Consider the following 16,127-nt stretch of genomic DNA (forward strand, 5'->3'; position numbering starts at 1 on the left):
GCGTCCGCGCATGTCGGCGCGCGAAGAGTGGACGCGTTGCCAAGTGACAGTGGACCGTCAGCCAACGACATTGGCCGGATTTCCGCGCATCCTGGTGATCGCCGCCGCGGAGTGCGGCCGTCCGGAAACACCGGGACCGGGCCAGGACACCAGCGGGGGAGCCCTGGGCCGGTCCGGCCGCTCACCCGTGACGGCCCCTCCGCGGCGGCGATCGTGCGGGCGTGGCCGATCGACGCTCAGCGCCGCGCCAACGCCTCCCGCACCGCCCTCACCAGGGCCTGCGCCCGGGGGTCCGCCGTCACCGTCTTACGGTAGCCGTTCGTGACGTAGCCGAAGGCGATGCCGGTCTCCGGGTCGGCGAAGCCGAGGGGGCCGCCCCGGCCGGGGTGGCCGAAGGAGCCGGCGCCGAGCAGCGGTGAGGCGGTGCCGTGGAGCATGTAGCCGAGGCCGAAGCGGGTGTTGATGACGAGGACGCGGTCGGGGCCGGCGGATTCCTCGGCACGGGCCGCCTCCATGGTCGCCGGACCGAACAGCCGTACGCCGTCGACCTCGCCGAGGAGCGCCGCGTAGAAGCGGGCCAGGGCGTCCGCCGTGGCGATGCCGTTGGTCGCGGGGAGGGCGGACGCGCGGTAGGCCGGGTCGTTCTGGTCCGGGAACGGGGTGATCGCGGCGAAGGCGCGGCGGGTGAGGGAGTCGGGGTCGTCGTAGGCCTCGGTGACCGACCGCTTGGCGCGTACCCGCAGGCCGCCCGAGGGTTCGGGCGCCGACTCCAGACGGCCCGCGCGGCCGACCCGGCCCGCGGCCGCCACCGTGTCCGGCAGGCCGAGCCACAGGTCGTCGTCCAGGCCCAGCGGGGCGGCGATGTCGGAGGCGATCCACTCGCCCGTTCCCCGGCCGGTCACGCGCCGGACCAGTTCGTCGAGCATCCAGCCGTACGTCAGCGGGTGGTAGCCGTGGTCGGTGCCGGGTTCCCAGGCGGGGGCCTGCGCGGCCACGGCGGCCGGTCCCCGGCGCGGGTCCAGCGATGCGGCGGGGGTGAGGGGCCGGTCCAGGGCGGGGAGCCCCGTCCGGTGGCCGAGCACGTGTCGCACCAGCGCGCGGTCCTTGCCGTGCGCCTTGAACTCCGGCCAGTACCGGCCCACCGGCGCGTCGAGGTCCAACTCCCCGCGCTCGGCCAGCATCAGCGCCACCGCGGCGGCCACGCCCTTCGTCGCCGAGCGCATGATCTGGGCGGTGCCGTGCCGCCAGGGCGCGTCGCCGTCGATGTCACGGGTGCCGGCCCACAGGTCGACGACCTTGCGCCCGTGCCGGTACACGACGACCGCCGCGCCTCGCTCGCCGAGCGCCTCGAAGTTGCGTACGAACGCGGTCCTGACCGGCTCGAAGTCCTCGGCGACCGTACCGTTCACGTCCACGCCGAGCTCCCTGTCCGTTCGTCCACCGCGGCCGAGCAGCGACCACGCGCCGCGACCGCCCACGCGATCCGTTCGCCGCGATCCGTTCGCCGCGACGACGGATGCAACGTACAGGCAGGGTTCCGGATTCCTCCCGCCCGGGGCCGCTCCCGCCCGGGGCCGCACCGCACTCAGCCCAGCAGGATCGAGACCTCGATGTTGTCGCGGGTGGCGTTGGAGTACGGGCAGACCTGGTGGGCCGCGTCGACGAGTTTGGCCGCGATGTCCTGGTCGATGATCGGGAGCGAGACGCTGAGGGCGACGGCCAGGCCGTAGCCGCGCTGCTTGTTGGGGCCGATGCCGACCTTCGCGGCGACGGTGGAGCCGGTCAGGTCGTAGCCCGCGCGGCGGCCGACGAGGACCAGCGCGTTGTGGAAGCAGGAGCTGTACCCCGCGGCGAACAGCTGCTCGGGGTTGGTGCCCTCGCCGTCGCCGCCCATCGCCGGCGGCATCGCGACCTTGAGGTCGATCTGGCCGTCCTGGCTGGTGATGTAGCCGTTCCGGCCGCCGTGCGCGGTGGCCTCGGCGACGTACATGATCTTCGTCGGACGCGTGTCCGGACGGGTGTCCGCACCGGTCTCCACCGCGGCGTCGTCAGTCATGCCCTTGGCCTCCCCCAGGACGAGCGCGTGGCCTCCCCAGGACAGGCGCGCACGAATACATCGTGCACAAGGTACCGGTCGGTAGGGGAGAGCGGTTACCAGGGGGTAGTAACCACGGGTAACACGAAGACCACTGGGTCACCTCCGCTCAGCGGCCCGCCGCCTTGGTCGCCCGCGCCGTGACCTGCCACAGTTCCTCGCGCAGCCGGGCGACCTCGGGGCCCTGCAGGCCGGTCGCGGCGGCGAGGGTGGCGGGGACGGCCGCCGCGCGGTCGCGGAGCTGTTCGCCGCGGCCGGTGAGCGCGATGCGCACCGTGCGCTCGTCCCGCAGCGAGCGTTCGCGGCGCAGCAGTCCGGCCGCCTCCAGGCGCTTGAGCAGGGGCGAGATGGTGCCGTAGTCGAGGCGCAGGGCGCCCGCGAGTTCCTTGACGGTGGTCTCGCCGCGCTCCCAGAGGGAGAGCATGACCAGGTACTGCGGGTAGGTGAGGCCGAGTTCGTCGAGCAGCGGGCGGTAGGCGGCGGTCACCGCGCGCTGGGCCGCGTACAGCGCGAAACAGAGCTGCTCGTCGAGGAGCAGCGAACCGTGGCGTTGCGCATCCGCTTGATTCGTCACGGGGCCCATTGTCACGGACGCGTGGGGGGTGGTGTCGGGGGGTCGTGGTCGCGTGCGGGTGGGTGGGGGTTGTTCGCGCAGTTCCCCGCGCCCCTGAAGAGCACCGGCGCGGGAGCGGTTTCGTCCGCGGGTCCGGTGGTGGATCTCGCGCAGTTCCCCGCGCCCCCGAAAAGCACAGGCCCTGCGGGCCTGCGACGGCAGTCGTGGGGCTGGAGAACCTGGGGCACAGCCCCGGGTTTTCAGGGGCGCGGGGAACTGCGCGAACGGGCCCCACCGGGCCCGCGGGCGACAGCGGACCCGGCCGGCTAGCCCGCTCGCACCGAGCGGGGGTCGAAGCCGAAGGGGAGTTCCAGGCGGTGGGCGCGCATCAGGGTGTCGTCGGTGAGGAGTTCCCCCGTCGGGCCGTCCGCCGCGATGACCCCCTCGCTGAGGATCAGGGAACGCGGGCAGAGTTCGAGCGCGTACGGCAGGTCGTGCGTGACCATGAGGACGGTGACGTCCAACGCCCGCAGGATGTCGGCCAGTTCGCGCCGGGAGGCCGGGTCGAGGTTGGAGGACGGCTCGTCGAGGACGAGAATCTCCGGCTCCATGACGAGGACCGTGGCGACGGCCACCCGCCGCCGCTGGCCGAACGACAGGTGGTGCGGCGGCCGTTCCTTGAACTCCGCCATCCCGACCTGCGCGAGGGCCCGGTCCACCCGGGCCTCCAGCTCGGGACCCGTCATCCCCGCCGCCGCGGGCCCGAAGGCCACGTCCTCCCGCACGGTCGGCATGAACAACTGGTCGTCCGGGTCCTGGAAGACGATGCCGACCTTGCGCCGGATCTCCGCCATGTGCCGCTTGCCGACGGGCATCCCGGCGACGGTCACCGTGCCCGCGCCCCCGGTGAGGATGCCGTTGAGGTGCAGGACGAGCGTGGTCTTCCCGGCCCCGTTCGGCCCGAGCAGCGCCACCCGCTCGCCCCGCCCGACGGTGAAGTCGACGCCGAAGAGGGCCTGATGACCGTCGGGGTAGGCGAAGGCCAGCCCGGCGACCTGGAGGGACGGGGGCACGGGATCCACGGGGCTCACGGGGCTCACGGAGTTCACGGGATTCACGGGGTTCTCGGGCGCGGTCACAAGCTCCATCCCAGCAGACAGACGACGAGCGCGGCGACCGGGAGGGCGAACGCGTACGACCACTGCGCCCGGGACGCGGTCACCTCGTCGATCACGGGCATGGTCCCCGCGTACCCCCGGCTGATCATGGCCAGATGGACCCGCTCGCCCCGCTCGTAGGAACGGATGAACAGCGCCCCGGCCGTCTTGGCGAGAACCCCCCAGTGCCGTACGCCGCTCGCCTCGAACCCGCGCGACTCGCGCGCGATCCGCATCCGCCGCATCTCGTCGGTGATCACGTCCCCGTAGCGGATCATGAAGGACGCGATCTGGACGAGCAGCGGCGGCAGTTTCAGGCGCTGGAGTCCGAGGAGGAGTGCGCGGAGTTCGGTGGTGGACGCGAGGAGGACGGAGGCGGCGACGCCCAGCGTGCCCTTGGCGAGGACGTTCCAGGCACCCCACAGCCCGCTGACGCTCAGGGACATCCCGAGGACCTCGACACGCTCGCCCTGCGCCACGAACGGCATGAGCACGGCGAACGCGACGAACGGGATCTCGATCAGCAGCCGCCGGAGCAGGAACCCGGCGGGTACGCGGGCCAGGTGCGCGACCACGCCGAGCAGCACGGCGTACAGCCCGAACGCCCACATCGCCTCCCTCGGCGTCGACACCACGACGACGACGAAGGCGAAGACGGCCGCGAGCTTGGTGTGCGGGGGCAGGGCGTGCACGGGCGAGTGCGCGTGCCGGTACAGCTTGTGGGCGTGGCCGGCGCCCATGTCAGGCGTTCTCGCGGAGGTCCGGGACGGCGGCCGGGGAGGTGTCGTTCGTACGCCGCCTGCGCACGGCCCAGAAGATGCCGGTACCGGCGGCGACGGTGACGCCGACTCCGATCACGCCCGCGAGACCGCCCGCGAGCCGGGCGTTGTCGAGGCCCTCGACGCCGTAGTCGGCGAGCGGGGAGTCGGCGGCGGCGTGGTCCTCGACCTTGGCGTCGATGCCCTTGTCGGCGGCGACCTTCTCCAGCCCGTCGGGGTCGGCCGACGCGTAGAAGCTGACGACACCGGCGAGGAGGAGGGAGGTGCCGAGGCCGGCGAGGAGGAGGGTGCGCGGGGAGCGGGCGACCGGGGCGGGCGCGGCGGCGGGGGCGGGCGCGGCGGCGGGGGCGTCGACCAGTTCGCCGTCGATCCTCAGCTTCAGCGGGGCGGTCAGACCGCGGGCGCCGTGGACGAGGTCCGGCCGTACGGCGATGACGGCGCCGACCGTGGCGGCGGTGATCGCGGCCTCGCCGAGACCGATGAGGACGTGGACGCCGACCATGGCGGTGAGCACCGAGCCGATCGGCACGTCCGTGGTGCCGCCGATCGCGTAGACGAGTGTGAAGGCGGCGGCCGCGGCGGGCACGGAGATCAGCGCGGCGACGAAGGCGGAGACGGTGATCGAGCGGCGCGTCCTGGGCAGGACCTTGGCCAGCCCGCGGAAGACGGCGTAGGCGACGACGGACGTGACGACCGCCATCACGCTGATGTTCACGCCGAGCGCGGTGAGGCCGCCGTCGGCGAAGAGGATGCCCTGCATCAGGAGCACCACGGACACGCACAGGATCCCTGTGTAGGGGCCCACGAGTATCGCGGCCAGGGCCCCGCCGAGCAGATGTCCGCTGGTCCCGGCCGCGACCGGGAAGTTCAGCATCTGCACGGCGAAGATGAACGCCGCGACGAGACCGGCGAGCGGCGCCGTCCGCTCGTCCAGCTCACGCCGGGCGCCGCGCAGGCTCACGGCGACCGCACCGGCGGCGACGACTCCGGCGACCGCCGAGACGGGGGCGTTGATGAATCCGTCGGGGACGTGCATACGAGGGCTCGCTCTCCTGGTACGGGGGCCGGGCCACCGGGTGGGGACGCGCTGGCTGGGGACTGCCTTCCGACGGGGGCCGGAGTGGCTGGAACCTTACGATGATAGAGCCCTGTTGCGACCCTCTTGCAAGAGCGCCTAGGCGCTGAATAGCGAACAGCTCGCCGCAGCCGCGGGGCCTCCGGGGGCGCCGGGCGGAAAATATGCGACATTGGAGAGACAGCGGAAGCGGTGGACAGCGGATGCACGGCTTCTGCGTGGGTCACTCAGCGTGAGGAGCAGCCCGATGTCTGTCACCGTCGAGCAGTACGCCCGGGCCCATGTCGTCACGGACTCCCCCGATGACCGGGACACCGTGCCGGTCATCCTGCGCTACGACCCCGACACCGATGCCTCCGCCGTCCGCGTGCGCCTGCCCGGTCCCGACGAGTGGACCTTCCCCCGCGACCTGCTCGAACGCGGCCTGCGCACCCCCACCACCTCCGGCTCTGTGAGCATCTGGCCCTGCGGCCGGGTCCAGGCCGTCATGGAGTTCCACTCCGCGCAGGGGGTGGCGGTGATGCAGTTCGACACGAAGGCACTGATCCGCTTCCTGCGGCGGACGTACACGGCCGTGCCGGTGGCGCACTGAGCGCGTCCGGCGCCGGCTCGGCGCCCCCGCCCGGTGAGGGGCTGCCGCCCCCGTACACCCTCGCGTCGTTGTGGGTGGTGCGGCACGGGCAGAGCACCGCGAACGTGGCGTACGCCGAGGCCGAGCGGACCGGGTCGACGGTGCCGTTGCCGGGCCGGGGCGGGGATGTTCCGCTGTCGGAGCTGGGCCGTACGCAGGCCGGAGCGCTGGGCGGGTGGCTGGCGGGGATCGCCGGGACCGGCGGCGAGGAGGCTCCCGACGGCGGACCCGGGCCGGATCTGGTGGTCTGCTCGCCTTACGTACGGGCCCGGCAGACCTGGGAGGCGATGGCCGGGCACCCGCGTGCGGTCCCGCCTCCGCTCCTCGTCGACGAGCGGCTGCGGGACCGGGAGACGGGGATCTTCGAGATGCACCCGCCGGACGCCCGGCGGGCCCGCGCGCCCGAGGAGGCGGCACGGTGGGCCCTCGTCGGCGACTGGTTCTACCGTCCGCCGGGCGGGGAGGCGCTGACCGATGTGGTGCTGCGGGTGCGGGACTTCGTCGGCGAGCTGGACCGGGTCGCCCCCGGCCGGCGGGTACTGCTGATCGCGCACGACGCGATCGCCGTCGCCGTACGCCTCGTGTGCGCGGGCCTCGGCGCGGCGTGTCCCGACGGGCTGCCGCCCGTCCCCAACGCCTCGGTCTCGCAGTGGGAGAGCGACGGGGGACGGCTGCGGCTGACGCGGTGGGGGGACACGGCCCACCTCGATCCGGGCTGAGCGAAGGGCTCGCGGGATCACACCGGGACGGTGAGGGTGGCCGTGTATCCCTGGTCGGTGCCGCCCTTCATGGTGGCGAGCTGCTGGTCGTAGCCGTCGCTGAAGATGTTGTCGGTCTCCAGGGAGAGGCGGCCGAGGTTCTCGACGCTCGCGCTGTACCCGTCCGTCGCGTACACGGTGTCGCACACGTCCTTGGGGAAGGCGAGCTGGGAGGTGGCGGCGATGTTCTCGGCGGCGGTGGCGTCCTCCAGGCTGTCGTAGACCTCGAAGTGGACGTGCGGCCAGCGGCCCGGGTAGCAGCCGGGGAAGATCGACGTGAAGGTGACCTGGCCCTTGTCGTCGGCCTCCTGGACGCCGCGCAGGTAGTTCTCCTCGGTGACGCCGTCGGAGTAGAGGGAGTACCGGCCCTCCCGGTCGCAGTGCCACACGTAGACCGCTGCGCCCTCCTTCGGGGTGTCGCAGCCGGAGGCCTGGTCGACGACCGTCAGCGTGATCGTCAGCGGGATGCCTTCGGCGACGCCGTCGGCCGAGCCGAAACTCTTCGCGATGTCCCGCCGGACGACACCGCTCTCCTTGAGGACGTCCGGGCCGTTCGAGCCGTCACCGGGGTAGGGGCCGGCCGTCTCGGTGGGGATGACCTCGCAGTCGGCGCCGGAGGCGCCGGCCGACGACGAGCCGGAGGAGGACGCGTCCGACGCGGAGCCGCCGCCGGAGCCGTCCGTGGAACAGGCCGCGACCAGCGGGACCATGCTCGCGCCGGCCAGCAGTCTGATCATGCGGCGGCGGGCGAACACCGGGAGGTCGTACGAGAGCCCTCTGTCGAACTCGTCGTCGTGGTCGTGCCCGTGGCCATGGCCGCCGCTGCCGTTCGTGGGTGCTGTGCTCATGATGCCGAACCACGCCTTCCGAAGATTCCCGTCATGGAATGCGCGTGATGCTACGAGCGCTTCCTGTGCGCTTCCCAGCCGCCTGCCATGGGCACGTTGTCAGCCGGGCGCCGCATCCGGTCACCGTACGGCCCCCAGCACCACGAGCGTGAACAGCGCCGGAGGGGTCGCGATCATCGTCGTCAGGTGGACGACCAACGCCCGCGTCAGCCCCAGCACCGGGAACAGCGCCAGCCCGCCCAGCAACCACCAGCCGAGGATCCGCCCCGCGAGCTGCCAGGCCGCGGTCTCCTCGGCCCGGGTGAGAAGCACGCAGCACAGGAGCACGTTGCCGGCACCGACACCGACCCGCCTGTCCACCTGCCGTACCCGCCGTACCCGCCGTACAAGCCGGATCGCACGGGACGCGTCTCATCATGACGGCCGAACAGCACCTCTGAGGGGCCCCGGCCCGGGTCACGCCCCGACCGTCCCGTCCACCCCCTCCCGCAGGAAGTCCGCGTGGCCGTTGTGGCGGGCGTACTCCAGCAGGACGTGGATCATGACCATCCGGAGCGAGACCTCCTCGTTCCAGCGCGGCTGGTGGCCGACGAGGTCCAGTGACTCCGCCTCCCGTTCGATACGGCGCGAGGTCTCCACCTCCGCCTCCCACGCCCCGAACGCCTCCGCCCGCGTCGAGGCGCTCGCGTCGTACGCCGCCTGGAAGTCGATCTCCTTCGACCACACCATGGGGGCGTCGTGGTCCTCGAACACCCGGCGGAACCAGGCGCGTTCGACCTCCGCCATGTGCCGTACGAGGCCCAGCAGCGAAAGGGTCGACGGGGGCATCGACCGGCGGCGCAGTTCCTCGTCCGTGAGGCCCGCGCACTTCATGGCGAGGGTCGCGCGGTGGTAGTCGAGGAAGGCGCGGAGTGTGGCGCGTTCCGTGCCGAGGTGGGGCGGGCCCACACGGGTGTCACGAGTCTCGTCGGTCGCGTCGATCTCGTCGCGCGCGTCGGGGGCGTCGGGGGCGTCGGGGGCGTCGGGGGCGTCGGGGGCGTCGGGGGCGTCGGGGGCGTCGGGGGCATGGTTCGCGTCGGTCTCTTCGGGCATCCGTCATTTTCACCCCTCACGCGGAAGCCGGTGAGGGCGCCCGTCCTCACGGGCCCTCACCGGCGGTCCTGCGTGTCCGTCCCGCGTGTCAGGCGCGGATCAGCTCCCTGTCCTCGTCGTCCTCGGCCGAGGTCCCGGTGGCGTCGTTCGCCCGCAGCCCCTCACCCTCGACGTCGACGTTCGGCAGCGCCCGGTCGAGCCACTTCGGCAGCCACCAGGCCTTGTCGCCCAGGAGGGCGAGGACGGCCGGGACGATGGCCATGCGGACGACGAACGCGTCGAAGAAGACGGCGATGGCGAGACCGAAGCCGATCATCTTGATCATCGACTCGCCGGAACTGATGAAGCCGGCGAAGACGGCCATCATGATCGCCGCGGCGGCCGCGACCACCCGTGCGCTGTACCTGAAGCCCGTCACCACGGCCTGGTGAGCGTTCTCGCCGTGCACGTACGCCTCGCGCATCCGGGTCACGAGGAACACCTCGTAGTCCATGGCCAGGCCGAAGACCACGCCCACCATGAAGATCGGCATCATCGACATGATCGGGCCGGTCTCCTCGACCCCGATGAGCCCCGCCAGCCAGCCCCACTGGAAGACCGCGACCACGGCGCCGAGCGCGGCCAGCACGCTGAGCAGGAAGCCGAGGGCCGCCTTCAGCGGAACCAGGATCGACCGGAAGATCACGATCAGCAGGAGGAAGGCCAGGCCCACCACCAGCGCGAGATAGGGGAGCAGCGCGTCGGTGAGCTTCTGCGAGAAGTCGATGTTCATCGCGGTGGCACCGGTGACCAGCACCTTCGCGTCCGTGTCCGCCGTCACGCCGGCGCCCGCGTCACGGATGGAGTGCACCAGGTCCTCGGTCTGCGTCGAGGACGGCTTGGACTTCGGGATCACCGTGATCATCGCGGTGTCGCCGGCCTTGTTGAAGGTCGCGGGCGTCACCGTCACGACGTCGTCGAGACCCTTGATCTCGTCGGTCACCGCGGTGGCGGCCCGCTGCGGGGACGCGCTGTCCTTGGCGTCGACGACGACCATCAGGGGGCCGTTGAAGCCGGGTCCGAATCCTTCCGAGAGCAGGTCGTACGCCCGGCGCTGCGTGGTGGACGTCGGCTGCGAACCGTCGTCGGGCAGGCCCAGCTCCAGCCGGCCGGCCGGGAGCGCGATCGCCCCGAGGCCGACGACGCCGAGCAGCAGCACGGCCACCGGACGACGGACGACGAAGCTCGCCCAGCGGGTGCCCAGGCTGGGCTTGCCCGCGACGGGCGCCTCACCGGTCTTCGCGGCGGTCTTCGCACCGGTCTTCGCGGCGGAGACCTCGGCAGGTCCCTCGGCAGGTCCCTCGGTGGACTTCTTCGCCCTGCCGCGTCCGAGCAGTCCGCCCTTCTCACCGGCGGGCCGGACCTTGCGGCCCGCGTAGCCGAGCAGCGCCGGGACCATGGTGAGGGCGATGAGGACCGCGACGACGACCGTGCCCGCCGCCGCGAGACCCATCTTGGTCAGCATCGGCACGTTGACGACCGCGAGACCGGCCAGGGCGATCACGACCGTGAGCCCCGCGAAGACCACCGCCGAGCCGGCGGTGCCGACGGCCCGGCCGACCGCCTCCTCGCGTTCCCTGCCCTCGGCCAGTTCGGACCGGTAGCGGGAGACGATGAACAGCGCGTAGTCGATACCGACCGCGAGACCGATCATCAGGGCGAGGGTGGAGGTGGTGTCGCCGAGGTCGAGCGCGCTGGCGAGCGCGGTAATGGTGGAGACACCGATGCCGACGCCGATGATCGCCGTCAGCAGCGGCAGCCCGGCCGCGACCAGCGAGCCCAGGGTGATGACGAGGACGACCGCGGCGAGGGCGAGACCGATGATCTCGCCGGTGGCCGCCGTCTCCGGCTCGGGCTGCAGGGCGTCGCCGCCCATCTCGACCGTGAGCCCGGCGGCCTGCGCCTTGTGCGCGGTGGTCTCCAGGGCCTCCTTCGAGGAGTCCTTCAGCTCCATGGCCGGGACCTTGTACGTCACCGAGGCGTAGGCGACCGTCCCGTCCTGGCTGACCGCGCGGGTGGTGAACGGGTCGCTGACGGAGACGACTTCGGAGCCGTCGCCCAGTTCCCCGACCGTCTTCTCGACGGCCGCCTTGTTGGCGGCGTCGGTCATCTTCTCGCCCTTGGGCGCCTTGAAGACGACCCGGGCGGTGGCGCCGTCGGCGCTCATGCCGGGGTAGCGCTGCTCCAGCAGGTCGAAGGCCTTCTGGGCCTCGGTGCCGGGGATGGAGAAGGAGGAGGATCCGGCGGCGGGCGCGGAGGCGGCGCCGACGCCCGCGAGCGTCAGCAGTGCCACCCAGATCAGGGCTACGAAATGTCGTCGCCGGAAGGCGAGTCGACCGAGTTTGTAGAGGAAAGTGGCCACGGGGGCGGTACTCCCGTTCAGGTCGTGGACGTGCAGGAGGGCAGGACGGATCAGCCCGTGCCGAAGGCGGGGAAGGCGAGAGGGGCAGGGGTGATCAGCCCGACGACATGAGCGGTGGCGTCAGGTACGGGTGTTCGCCGACTACGGGACTACTGGGTGGTCGACACACCGAGGGCGGGGAGGACCACGGCGTCGATGTACGAAGCGAGGAAGCCCTGGGTCGGCGGCAGGTCCTCGATCATGCCGCGCGCGACGTAGGCCCCGATGAACATGTGCAGCACGTAGTCGATGGCCGGGTTGTCCTCGCGGACCTCACCCCGGTCGACGGCACGTTGCAGCATGCGGCGGGTCTCCTCCACCTCGGGCTCGATGATCAGCTCGCGGAACGCCTTCAGGAGGTCGGGATTTCCGTGGATCGCCATGGCCAGGCCCCGCATGAGCGCGGAGTTCTGTTCCATGGTGCAGTCGTCCTGGGTGCCGATCATCGCGTGCATGTCGCCCCGCAGGGACCCGGTGTCGACGGAGGCGATGTCGGGGCCGGGCTTGTTGGCCCGCATCGCCTTCGCCACCAGCTCGGCCTTGCCGCCCCACTGGCGGTAGAGGGTGGCCTTGCTGGACCGGGTGCGGGCGGCCACGGCGTCCATGGTGAGAGCGTCGTAGCCGACCTCCCGGAGCAGGTCGAGGACGGCCGCGTACAGCTCGGCCTCGCGCTCGGGCGTGATCCGACTGCGGCGCACCGTCGCGGTCTCAGTCATCGCACTTCCCTTGCTCCGGCTTGGCGTTCGGGACGACAAGGCTACCGGCCGCACCCCTGAGGCACGGGCCGACGACCCCGTTCCCGAACGAAACGGTTTCGTACGCTTAAGAAGATACCCCGGCCCGCCAAGAAAACGAAACCGTTTCGTACGTGTCCTGGGTCACGGCGGTGAAGTTGCCGGTGCCTCCCGGGCGGAAAAGCATGGGTGGGTGAGCGACACCTATGAGCGAGGGACGGGCCAGGAGCGAGGGATGAGCCCGGGGCGAGGGACGGGCTCGGGGCAAGGGACGGGCCCGGAGCGAGGGCCGGGCCCGGAGCAGGCGCCGCGCCACGAGCGAGCGACGGACCCGGAGCAAGGGACAGACCGGAAGCAGGAGACGCACCCGGAGCGAACGTCGGACCCGGAGCAACGGACCGACCGGAAGCAGGAGACCCACCCGGAGCGAGCGACGGACCCGGAGCAACGGACCGACCGGAAGCAGGAGACGCACCCGAAGCAGGAGACCCACCCGGAGCAAGGGACGCACCCGGTGCAAAGGCCAAGCCGCGCGCAGAGGGTCGGTCGTGCGCAGGAGGGCGGCCATGGACAAGCGGCGGCCCCGGACGCCGGCTACCTCCGCTTCCCCCACCTCAGCGGCGACCGCTTCTGCTTCGTGGCCGAGGACGACCTGTGGCTGGCCCCCCTCGACGGCTCGGAGCGCGCCTGGCGGCTCACCGTCGACCGTACGAAGGTCGCCTGCCCGCGCTTCTCGCCCGACGGCCGGCACATCGCGTACACGAGCTGGCGGAGCATCACCCCGGAGATCCATCTGACCCCGGTGGACGGCGGGGCTCCCGCGCGCCGGCTCACCCACTGGGGCAGCCCCGACACCGAGGTCCGCGGCTGGACGCCCCCGAACAGGGCGGGCCGGTCGGACATCCTGGCCGTCGCCTCCCACGGCGAGCCCTTCTCGTACTTCACCTGGGCCTACAAGGTCCGCACCGACGGCGACCCCGGCCGCAAACTCCCCTGGGGTCCGGTATCCGACATCCAGTCCGCCGAGATCGACGGCGAGCGCCGCAGCCTGCTGCTCACCGGAACGCCCCCACACGAACCGGCTTCCTGGAAGCGCTACCGGGGCGGGGCCACGGGCCGCCTCTGGCTGCACGGCGAACGGCTGCTGGCCGACCTCGACGGGCACCTGCACTCCCCCATGTTCGTCGGCGGCCGGATCGCCTTCCTCTCCGACCACGAGGGCGTCGGCAACCTCTACTCCTGCGCGTACGACGGCTCCGACCTGCGCCGGCACACCGACCACGACACCTTCTACGCCCGGCACGCGGCGAGCGACGGCACCCGGGTGGTGTACCAGTGCGCCGGCGACCTGTGGATCGTCGACGACCTCGCCGCCGACGCCACCCCCCGCCGCCTGGACGTGACGCTCGGCGGCGCTCGCACCGGGCGGCGGCGGTACCAGGTGCCGGCCGCCCAGCACGTCGACGGCCTCTCGGTCGACGAGACGGGCCGGGCCAGCGCGGTCGTCGTACGCGGCAGCCTCTACTGGCTGACCCACCGCGACGGCCCCGCCCGGACCATCGCCGACACCCCCGGCGTACGCGTCCGGCTGCCCGAGATGCTCGGCTCCGGCGGGCAGGTCGCGTACGTGACCGACGCGGACGGCGAGGACGCGATCGAGATCGCCCACCTCCCCCGGGCCACCGGCGACCGTGCACCCCGCCGCCTCGCCTCCGGGGGCCTCGGCCGCGTCCTGGAACTGGTGGCGGACCCGCGCGGCGAACGTCTCGCCGTCGCCGCGCACGACGGCCGCGTCCTCCTCCTGACCGTGCCCGACCCAGCGGCTGCCGCCGCGGGAACGGAGGAGTCGAACGGCGAGGTCACCGAACTCATCGCCTCCCTCAACGGCCCCGTCCGCGACCTCGCCTTCTCCCCCGACGGCGCCTGGCTGACCTGGTCCCACCCCGGCATCGGCCGCACCCTGCGCCAGATCAAGATGGCCCGGATCAAGGACCGCCTCATCGTCGACGTGACGAGCGGCCGCTTCGAGGACGAGAACCCGGTCTTCACGCGGGACGGCCGCTACCTCGCCTTCCTGTCCTGGCGCGGCTTCGACCCGGTGTACGACGTGCACACCGGCGACCTGTCCTTCCCGCTCGGCTGCCGCCCCTACCTGCTCCCGCTCTCCTCCGCCACGCCCTCCCCCTTCGCACTGAACCCCGACGGCCGCCCGGTCGCCGGAGGCATGGACCCGACCGAGGACGAGGACACCGACGGAACGGTCACCGTGGAGACCGAGGGCCTGGAGAACCGCGTCACCCCCTTCCCCGTCACCGCCTCCAAGTACTCGGCGCTGCACCCGGTCTCCGGCGGCGGCCTCGTCTGGCTGCGCTGGCCCATCTCGGGCGCCCTGGGCGAGACCTTCGCCGACCCGGACGACATGACCGGCCGCCCGACCCTCGAACACTTCGACATCAGCAGGGCGAAGAGGTCCGAACTGGTGCAGCACCTGGACTGGTTCGCGGTCAGCGGCGACGGCTCACGGCTGGTCGTGGTGGACGAGGGCGACCTGCGTGCCGTCCCCTCCACCGAGTCCGGCGACGGCGACTCGACCGTCTGGATCGACCTCCGGCGCGTCCTGCACGAGGTCGACCCGGCCGCCGAGTGGCGCCAGTCGTACGCGGAGGCCGGGCGCCTGATCCGCGCCTACTTCTGGGACCCGGGAATGAGCGGCATCGACTGGGACGCGATCCTCGACCAGTACCGCCCGCTGGTCGAACGGGTCGCCTCCCCCGACGAGTTCGCGGACCTGCTGCGGGAAGTGCTCGGCGAACTCGGCACCTCCCACGCCTACGTCACCGCCGCCCGCCGCAACGAGGGCCCGCCCCACTACCAGCGCCGCCAGGGGCTCCTCGGCGCCAACCTCGTCCGCCGGGACGACGACTGGACGGTCCGCCGCATCCTGCCCGGCGACTCCTCCGACTCCAAGGCCCGCTCCCCGCTGGCCGGCACCGGCATCAGGGAGGGCGCCGCGCTGACCCACGTCGACGGCCGCCCGGTCGACCCGACGACCGGCCCGTACCCCCTGCTGGCGGGCGCGGGCGGCACGACCGTCGAACTGACCTTCTCCCCGGCCGAGGGCGAGGGCCGCTCCCGCCGCGTGGCCGTGGTCCCCCTGCTCGACGAACGCCCCCTGCGCTACCAGGACTGGGTGGCCAAACGCCGCGAGGTGGTCCGGGAGCTGAGCGGCGGCCACTGCGGCTATCTGCACATCCCGGACATGGGAGGCTCCGGCTGGGCCCAGTTCAACCGCGACCTGCGCATGGAGGTCTCCCGGCCCGCCCTGATCGTCGACGTACGCGGCAACGCGGGCGGCCACATCAGCGAGCTGGTGGTGGAGAAACTGAGCCGCACGATCCTCGGCTGGGACCTGACCCGGGGCGCCCAGCCGGTGTCGTACGCGTCGAGCGCCCCGCGTGGCCCGGTGGTGGCCCTGGCCGACGAAGCGACCTCGTCCGACGGCGACATGATCACCGCCGCCTTCAAACTCCTCGCGCTCGGCCCCGTGGTCGGCCTGCGCACCTGGGGCGGCGTCGTCGGCATGACCGGCCGCCACCAGCTCGGCGACGGCTCGGTCATCACCGTCCCCATGAACGCGGCCTGGTTCGACGCGTACGGCTGGACCATCGAGAACCGAGGCGTCACCCCGGACCTGGAGACCCTGCGCACCCCCCTCGACTGGGCCGAGGGCCGCAACACCCAGTTGGAGGCGGCGGTGAACCTGGCCCTGGACCTCCTCAAGACCCACCCCCCGGCGGACCCCCCCGACTACACGAACACCCCGGACAGGTCCCGCCCGAAGCTGCCGAACCGCCCCCGCCCCCGCCCCCGCCCCTGAGGAGGTTCTCGCACTCCTACGGTTCTTCTTGACGGTTCTTCTTGCGGGCGGACAACGACGCAGGGCGCCCTCCCGAAGGAGAGCGCCC

The 16,127-nt window shown here is 72.4% G+C and carries 14 protein-coding genes; 3 read left to right on the top strand and 11 right to left on the bottom strand.

Features of this window, described 5'->3' with window-relative positions:
- Nucleotides 1–236: 236 nt before the first annotated feature.
- The 6 genes from H4687_RS19965 to H4687_RS19990 all read right to left on the bottom strand — a co-directional run bounded on the left by H4687_RS19965 (nucleotide 237) and on the right by H4687_RS19990 (nucleotide 5,620).
- A complete protein-coding gene (locus H4687_RS19965; RefSeq protein ID WP_046920005.1) occupies nucleotides 237–1,415 on the bottom strand; it encodes a serine hydrolase domain-containing protein in 1,179 nt (392 codons plus the stop codon).
- A 170-nt stretch (nucleotides 1,416–1,585) separates the two neighbouring features.
- Entirely contained in the window at nucleotides 1,586–2,056 is a 471-nt protein-coding gene (locus H4687_RS19970) for an organic hydroperoxide resistance protein (protein ID WP_005485882.1), read from the bottom strand.
- A gap of 148 nt (nucleotides 2,057–2,204) precedes the next feature.
- Nucleotides 2,205–2,678, bottom strand: coding sequence for a MarR family winged helix-turn-helix transcriptional regulator (locus tag H4687_RS19975; RefSeq protein WP_046920006.1), 474 nt, complete (start codon nucleotides 2,676–2,678; stop codon nucleotides 2,205–2,207).
- 296 nt (nucleotides 2,679–2,974) lie between these two features.
- Nucleotides 2,975–3,796: an energy-coupling factor ABC transporter ATP-binding protein gene (locus tag H4687_RS19980; RefSeq protein ID WP_225966750.1), complete on the bottom strand. Its 822-nt coding sequence runs from the start codon at nucleotides 3,794–3,796 to the stop codon at nucleotides 2,975–2,977.
- Nucleotides 3,784–4,545 (bottom strand): cobalt ECF transporter T component CbiQ, encoded by a 762-nt coding sequence (cbiQ, locus tag H4687_RS19985; RefSeq protein ID WP_046912800.1) that lies wholly within the window; start codon nucleotides 4,543–4,545, stop codon nucleotides 3,784–3,786. Before cbiQ ends, H4687_RS19980 begins: the two co-directional genes overlap by 13 nt.
- Before the next feature lies 1 nt (nucleotide 4,546).
- Nucleotides 4,547–5,620: an energy-coupling factor ABC transporter permease gene (locus tag H4687_RS19990; RefSeq protein WP_050398351.1), complete on the bottom strand. Its 1,074-nt coding sequence runs from the start codon at nucleotides 5,618–5,620 to the stop codon at nucleotides 4,547–4,549.
- A gap of 286 nt (nucleotides 5,621–5,906) precedes the next feature.
- Between H4687_RS19990 and H4687_RS19995 the strand changes: the two genes are divergently transcribed.
- Nucleotides 5,907–6,251, top strand: a complete 345-nt coding sequence (locus H4687_RS19995) for an SsgA family sporulation/cell division regulator (RefSeq protein ID WP_046912802.1) — start codon at nucleotides 5,907–5,909, stop codon at nucleotides 6,249–6,251.
- 74 nt (nucleotides 6,252–6,325) lie between these two features.
- On the top strand, nucleotides 6,326–7,009 hold the full coding sequence (locus tag H4687_RS20000) for a histidine phosphatase family protein (protein WP_046912808.1): 684 nt from the start codon (nucleotides 6,326–6,328) through the stop codon (nucleotides 7,007–7,009).
- A 17-nt stretch (nucleotides 7,010–7,026) separates the two neighbouring features.
- Here the strand turns inward: H4687_RS20000 and H4687_RS20005 are convergent, their stop codons facing one another.
- From H4687_RS20005 to H4687_RS20025, 5 genes are all read right to left on the bottom strand, one after another.
- Nucleotides 7,027–7,896 carry an intradiol ring-cleavage dioxygenase gene (locus H4687_RS20005; RefSeq protein WP_046912803.1) on the bottom strand — a complete coding sequence of 290 codons (870 nt, stop codon included), beginning with the start codon at nucleotides 7,894–7,896 and terminating at the stop codon, nucleotides 7,027–7,029.
- Nucleotides 7,897–8,016: 120 nt separating this feature from the next.
- The gene (locus H4687_RS20010) at nucleotides 8,017–8,256 is read right to left on the bottom strand and encodes a hypothetical protein (protein WP_050398350.1); all 240 of its coding nucleotides are present in this window, start codon (nucleotides 8,254–8,256) and stop codon (nucleotides 8,017–8,019) included.
- Between the two features lie 96 nt (nucleotides 8,257–8,352).
- Nucleotides 8,353–8,877: a DinB family protein gene (locus H4687_RS20015; protein ID WP_046912809.1), complete on the bottom strand. Its 525-nt coding sequence runs from the start codon at nucleotides 8,875–8,877 to the stop codon at nucleotides 8,353–8,355.
- A 199-nt stretch (nucleotides 8,878–9,076) separates the two neighbouring features.
- The gene (locus H4687_RS20020; RefSeq protein ID WP_046912805.1) at nucleotides 9,077–11,389 is read right to left on the bottom strand and encodes an MMPL family transporter; all 2,313 of its coding nucleotides are present in this window, start codon (nucleotides 11,387–11,389) and stop codon (nucleotides 9,077–9,079) included.
- A gap of 149 nt (nucleotides 11,390–11,538) precedes the next feature.
- Nucleotides 11,539–12,144 (bottom strand): TetR/AcrR family transcriptional regulator, encoded by a 606-nt coding sequence (locus H4687_RS20025; RefSeq protein ID WP_046912806.1) that lies wholly within the window; start codon nucleotides 12,142–12,144, stop codon nucleotides 11,539–11,541.
- Between the two features lie 655 nt (nucleotides 12,145–12,799).
- Between H4687_RS20025 and H4687_RS20030 the strand changes: the two genes are divergently transcribed.
- Nucleotides 12,800–16,039 (top strand): S41 family peptidase, encoded by a 3,240-nt coding sequence (locus H4687_RS20030; RefSeq protein ID WP_050398349.1) that lies wholly within the window; start codon nucleotides 12,800–12,802, stop codon nucleotides 16,037–16,039.
- Nucleotides 16,040–16,127: the final 88 nt, after the last annotated feature.

Source organism: Streptomyces stelliscabiei (genome assembly GCF_014873495.1).
In the GTDB taxonomy this organism is placed as follows: Bacteria; Actinomycetota; Actinomycetes; order Streptomycetales; family Streptomycetaceae; genus Streptomyces; species Streptomyces bottropensis.

Coding starts and splice junctions, on each gene's coding strand:
- H4687_RS19990 (WP_050398351.1), bottom strand. CDS start 5,620: ATGCACGTCCCCGACGGATTCATCAACGCCCCCGTCTCGGCGGTCGCC.
- cbiQ (WP_046912800.1), bottom strand. CDS start 4,545: ATGGGCGCCGGCCACGCCCACAAGCTGTACCGGCACGCGCACTCGCCC.
- H4687_RS19980 (WP_225966750.1), bottom strand. CDS start 3,796: ATGGAGCTTGTGACCGCGCCCGAGAACCCCGTGAATCCCGTGAACTCC.
- H4687_RS19975 (WP_046920006.1), bottom strand. CDS start 2,678: ATGGGCCCCGTGACGAATCAAGCGGATGCGCAACGCCACGGTTCGCTG.
- H4687_RS20025 (WP_046912806.1), bottom strand. CDS start 12,144: ATGACTGAGACCGCGACGGTGCGCCGCAGTCGGATCACGCCCGAGCGC.
- H4687_RS19995 (WP_046912802.1), top strand. CDS start 5,907: ATGTCTGTCACCGTCGAGCAGTACGCCCGGGCCCATGTCGTCACGGAC.
- H4687_RS20005 (WP_046912803.1), bottom strand. CDS start 7,896: ATGAGCACAGCACCCACGAACGGCAGCGGCGGCCATGGCCACGGGCAC.
- H4687_RS19970 (WP_005485882.1), bottom strand. CDS start 2,056: ATGACTGACGACGCCGCGGTGGAGACCGGTGCGGACACCCGTCCGGAC.